General features: G+C 49.5%; 12 protein-coding genes. All 12 read right to left on the bottom strand.

The window, feature by feature from the left end; translation table 11 throughout:
- Window positions 1-69 precede the first annotated feature (69 nt).
- Window positions 70-810: a 30S ribosomal protein S2 gene (rpsB, locus tag DFR60_RS14020; RefSeq protein WP_055652605.1), complete on the bottom strand. Its 741-nt coding sequence runs from the start codon at window positions 808-810 to the stop codon at window positions 70-72.
- A 234-nt stretch (window positions 811-1044) separates the two neighbouring features.
- Window positions 1045-1860 carry a GTP-sensing pleiotropic transcriptional regulator CodY gene (gene codY / locus DFR60_RS14025; RefSeq protein WP_110323425.1) on the bottom strand — a complete coding sequence of 272 codons (816 nt, stop codon included), beginning with the start codon at window positions 1858-1860 and terminating at the stop codon, window positions 1045-1047.
- Window positions 1861-1985: 125 nt separating this feature from the next.
- Window positions 1986-4064 (bottom strand): type I DNA topoisomerase, encoded by a 2079-nt coding sequence (gene topA, locus DFR60_RS14030; RefSeq protein ID WP_110323426.1) that lies wholly within the window; start codon window positions 4062-4064, stop codon window positions 1986-1988.
- Between the two features lie 14 nt (window positions 4065-4078).
- Window positions 4079-5179, bottom strand: coding sequence for a DNA-processing protein DprA (gene dprA / locus DFR60_RS14035; RefSeq protein WP_110323427.1), 1101 nt, complete (start codon window positions 5177-5179; stop codon window positions 4079-4081).
- The gene (locus DFR60_RS14040; protein WP_110323428.1) at window positions 5166-6716 is read right to left on the bottom strand and encodes a YifB family Mg chelatase-like AAA ATPase; all 1551 of its coding nucleotides are present in this window, start codon (window positions 6714-6716) and stop codon (window positions 5166-5168) included. The genes dprA and DFR60_RS14040 overlap by 14 nt, the downstream gene beginning before the upstream one ends.
- Before the next feature lie 177 nt (window positions 6717-6893).
- A complete protein-coding gene (locus tag DFR60_RS14045; protein ID WP_110323429.1) occupies window positions 6894-7823 on the bottom strand; it encodes an alpha/beta fold hydrolase in 930 nt (309 codons plus the stop codon).
- Between the two features lie 108 nt (window positions 7824-7931).
- The gene (locus tag DFR60_RS14050; RefSeq protein ID WP_110323430.1) at window positions 7932-8711 is read right to left on the bottom strand and encodes a TIGR03915 family putative DNA repair protein; all 780 of its coding nucleotides are present in this window, start codon (window positions 8709-8711) and stop codon (window positions 7932-7934) included.
- A 5-nt stretch (window positions 8712-8716) separates the two neighbouring features.
- Window positions 8717-10063 carry a putative DNA modification/repair radical SAM protein gene (locus DFR60_RS14055; RefSeq protein WP_110323431.1) on the bottom strand — a complete coding sequence of 449 codons (1347 nt, stop codon included), beginning with the start codon at window positions 10061-10063 and terminating at the stop codon, window positions 8717-8719.
- A gap of 251 nt (window positions 10064-10314) precedes the next feature.
- Window positions 10315-11334: a UDP-glucose 4-epimerase GalE gene (gene galE, locus DFR60_RS14060; RefSeq protein ID WP_002604318.1), complete on the bottom strand. Its 1020-nt coding sequence runs from the start codon at window positions 11332-11334 to the stop codon at window positions 10315-10317.
- 162 nt (window positions 11335-11496) lie between these two features.
- Window positions 11497-12303: a hypothetical protein gene (locus DFR60_RS14065; protein WP_110323432.1), complete on the bottom strand. Its 807-nt coding sequence runs from the start codon at window positions 12301-12303 to the stop codon at window positions 11497-11499.
- 80 nt (window positions 12304-12383) lie between these two features.
- Window positions 12384-12728 (bottom strand): arsenate reductase family protein, encoded by a 345-nt coding sequence (locus tag DFR60_RS14070; protein ID WP_025530385.1) that lies wholly within the window; start codon window positions 12726-12728, stop codon window positions 12384-12386.
- Window positions 12725-13222: a GNAT family N-acetyltransferase gene (locus DFR60_RS14075; RefSeq protein WP_110323433.1), complete on the bottom strand. Its 498-nt coding sequence runs from the start codon at window positions 13220-13222 to the stop codon at window positions 12725-12727. The genes DFR60_RS14070 and DFR60_RS14075 overlap by 4 nt, the downstream gene beginning before the upstream one ends.
- Window positions 13223-13286 lie beyond the last annotated feature (64 nt).

A 13286-nucleotide genomic window follows, 5' to 3' on the forward strand; every position in this document is an offset into this window, starting at 1 on the left:
GCCCCATAAATCGAAAAATGCTTCAACCCGCTTATCACAGCCGGTCGAAGCATTCATCTGCCTGAACAATTAAGCCTCTACAGCCTCTTCCATTTCCTGAGCTGCTTCTGCTTCTTCAGCTGTTGCCTCGCCCTGGTTTGCCTCGATTACTGCGTCCGCCATCTTGGATACGATCAGCTTAACGGCTCTGATAGCATCATCATTACCCGGAATCACGAAATCGAGTTCTTCCGGATCACAGTTCGTATCAGCAATACCGATTAACGGAATTCCCAGTGTATGAGCTTCCTGAACGCAGATTCTCTCTTTCTTAGGATCTACAACAAAGATAGCATCCGGAATCTTCTTCATTTCTTTAATTCCGCCAAGGTTTTTCTCCAGTTTCTCCCATTCTTTCTTGAGAGCAATAACTTCCTTCTTAGGAAGAACATCAAATGTTCCGTCTTCGGACATGGTCTCGATCTGTTTTAATCTTCCAATTCTGGACTGGATTGTCTTGAAGTTTGTAAGCATTCCGCCCAGCCATCTCTCATTTACAAAGTACATACCGCAGCGCTCTGCTTCTGTTCTGATCGCGTCCTGAGCCTGCTTCTTGGTTCCTACGAAAAGGATCTTGCCGCCTTCTGCAGCGATGTCGGCTACGGCTTTGTAAGCCTCGTCTACTTTTACAACAGACTTCTGTAAGTCGATGATGTAGATGCCGTTTCTTTCTGTGTAGATGTACGGAGCCATCTTAGGGTTCCATCTTCTTGTCTGGTGACCGAAATGTACACCAGCCTCCAACAGCTGTTTCATTGAAATAACGCTCATGTTATTACCTCCATTTGGTTTTTCTTCCGTCTGCTTCTCTTGCTTCCAAGGAGACCGATATTTCGGCACCTTCCTCCAGAATCCGCAAACGTGTTTTTTAGTAAGCTTAGCTAGTATAGCATATCTTTAATGCCTGTGCAAGTCATTTTTTACTTTTAATGACAATTTTTTTCATACTTTCGTAAAAAAAAGAAGCAGTTTTTCTTCGCTGCTTCTTTTTGCCGCCGTCCTGATTTACGGTTCTTTTATCTCTCTGTGTCCCTGCATCGACTTGCCGTTGCCGGCCTTGATCGCCTTCAGTTCATCAAAAACCACATCGTTTAAAACTTTGATATAGGTTCCCTTCATACCAGAAGAACGGGACTCGATAACGCCTGCACTTTCGAACTTTCTGAGAGCGTTAACGATGACTGAACGGGTAATTCCCACGCGGTCAGCGATCTTGCTGGCTACCAGGATTCCCTCATTTCCGTCAAGTTCGTCGAAAATATGAGTGATTGCCTCCAGCTCTGAAAAGGATAAGGTGCTGATCGCGGATTTTACGATCTGAACCTTTCTCGTCTCCTCTGCGTTCTCCTCATTTACGGACCGCATCATCTCGAGGCCTACAACCGTCGTTCCGTATTCGCTCAGAATGATATCGTCAATATCGTACTGAGCATCTGACTTGTAGATGAACAGCGTTCCCAGACGCTCACCCGCAATATCGATAGGAGTAATAATGGCCTGGTACTTGCGGATGTTGTCGCCTGTAAATCCGAGAGTCTCGAGATTCACATTCTCCTTGGTGGAAAGTATACCGAGCAGACGTTCATTCAGCATTCCGTCCACGTAACCGCCGACCTGATCTGCAATCAGTTCCTGTATCTCGTCTACATCAGAGCTGATCGCAACACCCAGTACCTTTCCCTTTTTACTGATCACGAGAATATTAGAATTTAATATCTCGCTGAGCACTTCACAGATATCGTTAAATACTACTTTGTGCGAGTTGTTGTTATGCAATAACTTGTTGATTTTCCTAGTTTTGTCCAACAATTGAACACTCATAACCGAAAACCTCCTTAAGAATTTGTAGGAAAGCTCAAAATACCCCTTTAATATTTAAATATTAACACTATTCCAGCAAAATAACAATCATTTTTTGAAGATTTTCGATTTTCTTAATAATTATTCTATTTTGTATTTTTGCTCGTACTGTAACCACACTGTTCGTTGGAGCAAAGCAGTTTATTGCCTTTTTCGACCATATAAGCGCCACATTTCGGACATTTCTCTGTGGAAGGTCTCTGCCAGGACATGAAATCACACTCCGGATTGGCTTCGCATCCGTAATATATTCTGCCCTTCTTCGTCTTCTTGATGACGACGTCCTTTCCGCACTTGGGACACGGTACGCCGATCTTCTCCAGATACGGCTTTGTATTCTTGCATTCCGGAAATCCCGGACACGCCAGGAACTTACCATGAGGGCCGTATTTGATTACCATGTTCCGGCCGCAGAGCTCACAGATCTCCTCTGTCACCTCATCCGCGATGGTCACGGACTCCAGTTCCACCTCTGCCTTGTCAACCGCTTCCTTTAAATCCGGATAGAAGTTGCGCACCACGGTCTTCCACGGAACGGAACCGTCTCCCACCTTATCCAGTAGGAACTCCAGATTAGCGGTAAAGGTGATATCGACAATGCTTGGAAAGCTCTGCTTCATCATACTGTTGACAACTTCACCCAGTTCTGTTACATAAAGATTTTTATTTTCCTTTGCCACATAGCGTCTGGCAATGATCGTCGTGATCGTCGGCGCGTACGTACTTGGACGGCCGATTCCCTGTTCTTCCATGGACTTTACCAGAGATGCCTCGGTAAAATGTGCCGGAGGCTGGGTAAAGTGCTGGCTGCTGTCCAGCTTCTCAAGAGTTAAAACGCTTCCCTTCTCCAGCTTCCCAAGAAGGGCGTTGCTCTCTTCCTTCTCGTCCTCCTGAATGTAAACAGACATGAATCCGTCGAAAGCCAGTTTCGAAGCTGCTAATGTAAAGTAGTAATCTCCTGCCGCAACCTTGACGGATGTCGTCTCATAGACAGCCGACTGCATGCGGCTCGCCGCAAAGCGTTTCCAGATCAGCTGGTACAGGCGGAACAAATCACGCTGAAGCGATTCCTTGACGATTACCGGTGTCAGGCTGATATCGGTGGGACGGATCGCCTCGTGTGCATCCTGGATTTTGGCTCCGCTCTTCTTCGCCTGTTCTCCGCTGGCCACGTATTTGCTTCCGTACTGCGCTTCGATAAACGCCCTCGCCGCCGTATCGGCCTCCTCTGCGATTCTGGTAGAATCGGTACGCAGGTAAGTGATAAGACCGACGGTTCCGTGTCCCTTCACCTCCACGCCTTCATAGAGCTGCTGGGCCAGACGCATCGTCTTCTGTGTAGAGAAGTTTAAGACCTTGGAAGCCTCCTGCTGAAGCGTACTGGTCGTAAACGGAATCGGCGCCTTCTTGATCCGCTCTCCGTTCTTCACCTCATCCACCACGTAGTCGCGGCCTTCCAGATCCTTTAATATCCCATCCAGTTCTTCTTTATTGCGGATCGAGATTTTTCCTTCTTTATTGCCATAGAACTTGGCAGCCAGGGCCTTCTTGCTTCCCTGCTGTTTTAAATCCGCCTCGAGGTTCCAGTACTCTTCCGGAATAAAGGCGTTAATCTCCTCTTCCCTGTCGCAGATCATACGAAGCGCCACTGACTGAACACGGCCCGCACTCAAACCACGCTTTACCTTTGCCCAGAGAATCGGGCTGATCATATATCCAACCATACGGTCCAGTATTCTTCTCGTCTGCTGTGCGTCCACAAGATCCATGTCGATCTCTCTCGGCGCCTTCAAGGATGCCTTCACCGCGTTTTTCGTAATCTCATTGAAGCTGATCCTGTATACCTGCTTATCCTTCTGCTCATCCAGCTTTAAGGCCTTCACCAGATGCCAGGAGATCGCTTCTCCCTCACGGTCAGGGTCAGTTGCGAGATAAATCTTATCTGCTTTTTTTACTTCCTTGCGAAGCTTCGCAAGAATATCACCTTTTCCCCGGATCGTAATATACTTTGGTTCAAAATCCTGTTCCGGGCTGATTCCCAGCTGGCTCTTAGGCAAGTCTCTTACATGACCGTTTGAAGCATCAACCTCATAGCTCGTTCCCAAAAATTTTTTAATCGTTTTCACCTTCGCGGGTGACTCCACAATAACTAAACAATTCGCCATACAAAACTCCTCGCCTATAATCTCTTACCATAATATTGATGGGATGTCTGAACCACATAACCGCCCAGTTCCAGTTCCAGAAGTGTGCCGATACATTCACTTACAGACAGTCCGCTTAAGATCACAATCTCTTCTAACCCCTTCGGTTGCAAATCGAGGCAACTATACACCATTTTTTCTTTTTTGGCAAGCCCGTTCTCATTTTTTTCATGAACTCTTAATATTTTACCAGCCCTCAGAGTGAAATATTCCAGTACATCCTCCGGACTTAAGAGAACGCCTGCACCCTCCTGAATCAGCCGGTTGCAGCCCTCGCTCAGCGGATCTGAGATCCGTCCCGGAAGAGCAAAAATTTCTTTTCCCTGTTCCAGTCCGATTCCTGCGGTAATAAGAGACCCGCTCTTCTGTCTGGCCTCCATTACAAGGATCACATCGGAGAGTCCGCTGATGATCCGGTTTCTTATGGGAAAGTTTTTCTGCTGCGGCTGCTCCCACGGCATCCACTCCGACAGAACACCGCCCTGGCGGCACATGTGTTCGTAGAGCCCGTAATTCTCCCGCGGATAACAGATCTTGATCCCGCACCCCAATACGCCGAATGTCTTTCCGCCGGCCTTCAGCGCTCCCCTATGGCCTGCGCCGTCGATGCCATAGGCAAGGCCGCTGATGATCTGCACTCCGGCCTTCGCCAGCTCCGCTGCCATGTATTCGGCTTCCTGCTTTCCGTAATTGGTGCAGTTTCTTGCTCCGATCACGGCAGCCGCCGGCCGCTCCTCATCCGGAAGTTCTCCTCTGACGAAGAGTCCCACCGGATAATCGTGTATCTTAAGCAGCCGCTTTGGATAATTCCCATCCAAAAACGCAATCAGGCGGATCCCCTCCTTTTCCAGTTCCTCCAGTTCCCGTTTTCGTCTGTCCAGCTGGCGTTTTTCCGCATCGAACGCGGCAGCCTCCTTCGCCCTCAGCAATCCTGCATTTTCCAGATTTTTTCCTTCTATATTATATATCTCCTCAAAACTTTTAAACTGTTTAAAAAGACGCATGCCGGTAACCGCGCCGATTCCGGGCACGGATAGAAACCAGCAGAGATATTGACGTTCCTTATATGATATCATGATGACTGCCTCCCCAGTATTTTTCTTCCAGGCTGCGAAGCCCTGCCGCTTCCGCCAGATGTTCTTTTTTTATTTCGCCGCTGCCTTCCAGATCTGCGATGGTTCTGGCCACTTTCAGTATTTTTCCGTACCCTCTGGCACTAAGCCTCATATGTTCAAAAATACGCTTTAGAAATACCTGTTCGCACTGACCCAGGCGGCAGAAATCTCCGATCTGTGACCCGTTCATGGCGCTGTTAAAATAGATTCCGCTGCCATCAAAACGCTGTCTCTGAATAACCCTTGCTGCCTCGACCCTCTCCCGGATGGCACTGGAGGTTTCACTCTTCCCCTTATCCTTCAGTTCCTCATACTTCATCGGCACTGCCTCGGCGCAGATATCGATCCTGTCCAGCAATGGTTTTGAAATTCGGCTCAAGTACCGCTGTATCTGCGGCTCCGTACACGTACACCGGCTGCGGTCCGGATAATAGCCGCATTTGCAGGGATTCATAGCGGCAGCGAGCATAAAATCCGCAGGAAATTCGTAAGCGCTGTGCAATCTGGAGATCGTAATCTTCCGTTCCTCCAGCGGCTGTCTTAAGACCTCTATGCTGTTTTTCTGAAACTCGGGTAACTCATCCAGGAACAGAACGCCCCTGGAAGCCAGAGAAATCTCTCCGGGTTTAGGAATTCTTCCTCCGCCGGTCAAAGCCTGCGGGCTAATGGTGTGGTGCGGACTCCGAAACGGCCGCCTTGACAGCAGCGGCTGATCCTGATGAAGAAGGCCGCAGATGCTGTATATCTTCGATATCTCTACATTCTCCTCGTGGGACAGGGACGGCATGATGGTTGGAATTCGTCTCGCCACCATAGTCTTTCCTGTCCCGGCTGGACCGATATAGAGGATGTTATGCATGCCGGCTACCGCGATCTCCGTGGCCCGCTTGAGAAGAAACTGACCGCTTACCTCTGAAAAATCCACATCGTAAGCATCTTTCTCCGAAAAGCACGGATTGTCCTGTCTTATAGCCGGTGAAAGCTGATCCGGATCAGTTAACATACCCGCCAGCTCTCTGATGTTCTCCACGCCAATGATGTCGATGTTCCCAATGATCTGTCCCTCGCTCACATTGGGAATCGGGAGAAAGCACCGTTTCTTTCCCGCATTCCCGGCCGCGGCCACGATCGACAGAATCCCGGAGACCGGTTTGATTCTTCCATCCAGCCCCAGTTCTCCCACCAGGATGCTGGTATCCAGAATCGACTGGTCCACAAGTCCGGTGGCCGCCAGAACCGCGACTGCGATGGGAAGGTCGAATCCGGTTCCCTCTTTCCTGATATCCGCAGGCGACAGGTTCACCGTAATCTTTCTGGCCGGAAGCCGGAAACCGGAATTCTTCAGAGCGGTCCGAACCCGGTCCTGCGCCTCCCTCACCGCTCCCGAGAGATAACCAACCATGGTAAAGCCGGGGAGGCCTTCGCTCACATCCGCCTCCACCACGACAGGGTACCCTTCGACTCCTAAAATACCAATACTATGCACTTTGCTGAACACACTTTCTCCCTTCCTGATTTTAATTTCTGTGTTTTCATTTTGTGTTTTCATTCTCTGTTGGAAATATGATGCAGAACCGCATCGATTCATAGAACGTTCCTGAATTGGAACCTGTATTAATCATACAGGATTTTAGATTGTCTGGCAAGCAGTTTTTAAACTGCCTGCCAGTCTCTGTCAAAGCTCGTGATACGTAATCCAGCTTAGGATATCATGCCAGACCGCTTCTTTATCTGTCTCGTTCAGCAGCTCATGGCGGTCATCCGGGTAGAGAATCATCTCGGTATCCGTCATGCCGATCTTCTTATACCTGCGGAACACGCGTCTGACGCCTCTCCCGAATTCACCGACCGGATCCTGTGCCCCTGACAGAATAAAGAGCGGCAGAGATCTGGGAATCCGGTCCTCCTGGCGGTGCAGCTTTAAATCCAGCATAATATTGAAGAAATCACAGTACGCCGAAGCAGTGAACTTAAAATTACAGAATGGGTCACTGCAGTACTGATCCACTGATTCACAGTTCTTGGAGAGCCAGTCATTGTCTGTTCTGGACGGCATAAAAGAACGGTTGTAATTCCCCAAAACCAGCTGGTGCATCCATTTGCTCTGATACTCTTTTCCCCTGATCAGGCCGATGGATGCGGCAATCAGTTTGCCTGCGATCACAATCGGCATCGCCTGATCTCCCGTTCCCATAATGATCGCACCTGCCAGTTCTTCCCCATACAGTGTAAGATACCGTCTGAGGAAAAAGGATCCCATGCTGTGCCCCAGCATATACAGCGGACGCCCCGGGTACATGACGCGGATGCGGCTGGCTGTCCTATGTAAATCCCTGATAACGCAGACATGGCCTCCTTTATCGGCAAAGTAGCCATACCGCCCATTCTGCACCGTTCCTCCATGGCCGAGATGATCATGGCCGATCACCGCAATCCCCTGTTCTGCCAGGAAGCGGGCGAATGAATCGTACCGAAGGATATGCTCCGTCATTCCGTGAGAAATCAAAAGAAGCTGTCTCACCTCTCCGTCCGGTTCCCACAAAACGGTATGCAGTCCTGATTTTCCATCGCTGGAAGGAACTCTGAACTCTCTTCGTTTTATCATGAAAGTGACTCCTCTCTGAAACATGAACAGAATCATTCTGTCGTATAAGAGAAGTATACCATAAATGTAAAGTTCGTGAAAGACTTCATCCGGTCTTTCGGACTGTAATCAGCGCTGATCCTTTAAGCCATGGTCAAATTCCGGCATATACGCCCTGTACCTCAACGGCATATGAGTCCTCTGGCACACCGGGTTCCACCGCTCTTTTATAGTAATACTCCTCCTTAATGCCTTCCACAGTTCCCGGTATTCGTCGTCTTCTGTCGCCTTATGAAGCTTTTCCTCCCACTCTCTGGAATCGAGATCCATAAGAAACCACGGCCGTCCGGCCTGATGAAGGGCGGCCTTCTTCCTTTTCTCGTCGTAGATAATCCAGTTCTCCGCCGGCATGCGGTCTGCAAAATGAGGGGCGATTAACACCAGCACATCATTCTTCGGGCCAATCCGGCTGACCAGCATGTCCTCATCCATCTGGATAAACCGCAGAAACTCCGTCTCCAGATGCGCCTCGTTGTCAAGATTCCGGCACATATCGAATATCTGGAATACCTCAGGCAGCTGGAGGCTCTGGGTGATGCCTGCTCCCTTCTGGAACCCCCGGATCAGGAAACGGTAGATGTGATCCGCCTTCTCTCCGTTCCTGCTCAAGGAGGCCTTGTAGATGGCTTCATACGCTGCTTCCGATATTCTGGTCCGCACCGATCGGATCACCTTTTCCACCTTTTCCTCGTCGGGTATAACATCAATGTAATCACAGAATAATTCCATGGTGCTGTATTGGCCCGCGGTCTCCAGTCTCACATTGGAATGGCCCTTCCGGCTCATCCATGCGTCATACACACCGGTTAAAATCCCTTCAAAGCTATCTTTACACGTATAAACCGTCATATCACTCACATACTCCCTGTTACTACTGAATACCGGTCCGCCGGGGCCGGGGCCATATTAAGCTTCATATCATCGAACAGCGACAGCTGGCGGTAGGCCCCCTGCTGGCTGATATCCCATACTGCACGGCGCTCATCCCCGACTAAGTGGCTGGTGATGTAATCCTCATCCATCCTGGTCGGATACATCATCCGGCCGGAACACGTAATAAAATACATGGCTCTCTTCAGTACGACTCCCATCTTCTTTAAGGATTCGAAATCCAGCAGGCCCTGTCTTCTGGCCGCGATGATTCGTTTTACGGATTTCACTCCCATTCCCGGTACCCGCAAAAGCGTATAGTAATCGGCACGGTTGATCTCTACCGGAAACAGTTCCAAATGGCGGAGCGCCCAGTCACACTTGGGATCCAGAAACACATTGAAATTCGGCCGGTCCTCTGTCAAAAGCTCCGATGCCTTAAAGCCGTAAAACCGCAGGAGCCAGTCCGCCTGATAGAGCCGGTGTTCCCGCAGAAGCGGCGGCCCGCCCGGAAGCGCTGGAAGGCTGGAATCCTCGTTGACCGGGACGAAGGCGGAATAGAAAACCCGCTTTAAATCATAGTTCTGGTACAGCGCCTCCGCCACCATCATCATCTGATAATCATTTTCCGGCGTCGCGCCCACAATCATCTGTGTACTCTGTCCCGCAGGCACGAAGGAGGGTGTCCTTTTATATTCCATCAGTTCGAATTTATTCGCGGTTATGCCACGCTGAATCTGTCTCATGGGAGTCAGTATCTTGCTTCTGCTCTTTCCGGGAGCCAGCTTTTTTAAGCCATCCGCAGTCGGCAGTTCCAGATTTATGCTCATTCGGTCTGCCAGAAATCCTACTTTTTCAATTAGAACCGGGTCGGCTCCCGGAATTGCCTTTACGTGGATATAGCCATTAAAGCGGTATACCTCTCTCAGCTTCTTTAAGGTCTGGTAGATCAGATCCATGGTGTAATCCGCGCTGTATAAAATTCCGGAGCTTAAAAACAGCCCCTCAATATAATTCCGCCTGTAAAACTCCATGGTCAGCGTGCAGACCTCATCCGGTGTAAATGCGGTCCTTACCACGTCATTGGAACAGCGGTTGATACAATACTTGCAGTCATAGATGCACTGGTTGGTGAAGAGAATCTTCAAAAGAGAGATGCATCTTCCATCTCCCGCAAAGCTGTGACAGAGTCCGGCAGCAACCGTGTTGCCAAGCATCCCTGCCTTACCTTTTCTGTCAACGCCGCTGGAGGTGCAGGCCACATCGTATTTGGCAGCGTCGGAAAGAATCTCCAGTTTTTCCTGTATACTTAAATCTTCCTGAATTAGCATAGGTCACCTCGAACATACGTTCTTTTTCTTTTATTTTAGCATACTGTAAAGAATATATCAAGTATTTTCGAATATATGTTCGAGTAATAATTTAAACAGGCTCAGGAGATTTTGTGAAACGCTTTCTATCCCGTCACACAAAAACAAAAAAAACGGCTTCCTCCGGCGCCTGAATTTCAGCGCCGGAGAGCCGTCCACACCGCATAAGCGGTTGTATTTTCCATTACTTCATAACATCACAGTATTTCCTTTTATTCCGCATATCCTTCCGGATTATTCTTCTGCCAGTTCCAGGAATCGCGGCACATGTCCTTTAAATCGCGTTCCGCCTTCCAGCCCAGCTCACGTTCTGCCTTTGCCGGATCGGCGTAGCACTGAGGTACATCGCCCGCTCTTCTCGGCTTGAACTCGTAAGGAACCTTTAAATCATTGGCTTCCTCAAAGGCATGAATAACGTCGAGAACGCTGTATCCGCAGCCGGTTCCCAGGTTGTAGATCAATACGCCGCCCTTTTCGCCTTCCATCTTCTTAAGCGCCTTGACGTGGCCGTCCGCCAGATCCACAACATGAATATAATCCCTGACACACGTTCCATCCGGGGTATCGTAATCATTTCCGAAGACTCCGAGAGATTCCAGCTTGCCGACCGCAACCTGGGTGATATATGGAAGCAGATTATTCGGAATTCCCTTCGGGTTCTCACCGATTCTTCCCGATTCATGAGCTCCGATCGGGTTGAAATAGCGCAGAAGCATGACATTCCACTCCGGATCAGCCGTATGTAAATCGGTCAGAATCTGCTCCAGCATTCCCTTTGTCCGGCCATATGGATTGGTGATCTCTCCCTTCGGGCACTCTTCCGTGATCGGAACAAATGCAGGATCGCCATATACGGTCGCGGAGGAACTGAATACAATGCTTTTTACGCCGTGTTCGCGCATGACATCACAAAGCACGAGTGTACCGGTAATATTGTTGTGATAGTATTCCAGCGGTTTGTAAACAGATTCTCCCACCGCCTTAAGGCCTGCGAAATGGATCACCGCGTCGATCTTCTGCTCCTTAAAAATACGGCTTAACGCTGCTTTGTCCAGCAGATCAGCCTCGTAGAATGCAAGCGTCTTTCCCGTAATCTCCTGTACACGTTCCATAGATTCCTCACAGGAATTACAGAGATTATCCACTACCACCACCTCATAGCCCGCCTTTAAAAGCTCCACGCAGGTGTGGCTTCCGATGTATCCGGCTCCGCCAGTAACTAAAATTGCCATTGTCATGTCCTCCTTCTAACATTGTCTACGGTTATTATAGCAGTCTGAACTGGAATAACAATGCAGATTTCTTTGAAAAACCTATAGATTTTTTCTATTTTTAAAATGCAAACGTGTGCGGCTCTCTCCCTGTCGGAGACTGCCGCCACGGGTCTGCTGTCTTTATGGCTCGAAGATGCGGTCTCCTTCCAGAATATCATTGCAGACGTATCCCTCCATCTCCATATACTGGACCGTGTAGGGATAATCGTCCCCTGCTCTGTTTACCAGATAAAACTGGATAGCCGGCGGGTCTGTATCCTCTGTATTCCATGTTCCCGTAATCTTAACATGGTCCTCATCGACAGGTTCCGGCTCCGAAAAAGTAAAGCTGCCGTCAAATGCTCCTTCTATGTGAAATACGACAGCGTCATCCTTTTCGTCGGGCACGATAAATCCGGCCATGGATTCCGGTATGGCAGGCAGCTCTGTTTTTCCTTCAAAAAGGACGGACATATACTCCTTCAGCTTTCCCGTCTTCACGGAAACTTCCGTCTCTCCCGGCGCTGTTCCGGTCCCCGCGATGCCGTAGAGACACCACCACGCAAAAGAATTATCAGCCGTATTATAGACCATCCGCTTCTCCGATGCAGTCCAGACCATCCCTTTTAAGACGGTTTCCTGAAGCTTCAGAGAGTCCAGTGACGTCCGGCTTTCAGCCTTCGCGGCACCATTTTCGCTGCTGCCATTTACATGATTCACCGGTTCTGCCGATATCTCTTTATCTGACGGAGAGGACACTTCCTGAATGCCGGAGGAGGTTGTCTCCGCATTCACCTCCTGGCTGCTTTTCGCAGAAGTCGGGGCCGTCTGTCCTTCCGTTGTTCCATTCTCCTGTGCCGCGTGTCCGGAGGCGCAGCCGCCTGACGCAAGAACGCACACAAGAGCTGCAGCTATAAGGGCCGTCCTGGGCCTGTTCATACCTGTCATACATTTCCTCACTTTCCTAGGGCGTGCAGATGGCAGGAATGAATTTTCAAACACGCCCTGTATAGTATCTGAAGAACGGACTACTCGTCCCATTCTTTCCATATCTCCGGCCGGTATCCCACAGTCGCCTTTTTCCCATTCCGAACCACAGGAGTCTTTATAACCTGGGGATTCAGCAGAAGCTTTTCCTCCCGGTCCTCGGGTGACAGATACTTTAAGAGAGCCAGCAGATCCTTGTCTTTGCAGTTTTCGTCGATCAGCGCTTCCACACCTCCAACCGCCTGCTTCACATTGGTAAACTCTCCTTTGCTCATGCCCTTTTCCGCCATATCGATCATCTGAACGCGGATATTCCGTTCCTTAAAATACCGCTCCGCCTTCTTCGTATCAAAACACTTCTTTTTTCCAAATATCTGTATGTTCATCCGTCAAGCCTCCACCACAAATTTTCCTCTGTCTTCCACCTCTTAAAGCCGCATCTGCCCAGTACACGTATGGAGGCCAGTCCGTCCGGCTCGGTCTCCGCGATCACTGCGCGCACCTCTTCCTGCTCCAGCGCCCACCGGCACATGGCTCCGACCGCCTCCGTCATATAACCCTCATGTTCATATTTCAGTCCCAGGCCGTAACCGATCTCCACCTGGCCTTCCGGATCCGGTACGTTTTTAAAATCTGCGGATCCTACGACCACACGGTCTTCCCTGCGCACCAGGAACCAGAAGGTGTGATATACGTAATGCGCCTCATCCTTCTCGGTTATCCCGCACTGCCCTTCCACAATTTTCAGGAAAATACCTTCCATCGGCTCAGCATCATAGACAACACCGAGTTCCGACTCCAGCTCTGCCATATCAGTAACCCAAAGCCTTAGTTGATCCGGCGTCAGCGGAATCAGCTGAAGCCGTTCTGTCTCTATCATCAATTTCCTTTTCCTCCATCCTGTATCTCCAGTGTTTCGTATTTAAGCATTCATCATACCATAA

It is taken from the genome of Hungatella effluvii, from assembly GCF_003201875.1.
GTDB classification, from domain to species: domain Bacteria; phylum Bacillota; class Clostridia; order Lachnospirales; family Lachnospiraceae; genus Hungatella; species Hungatella effluvii.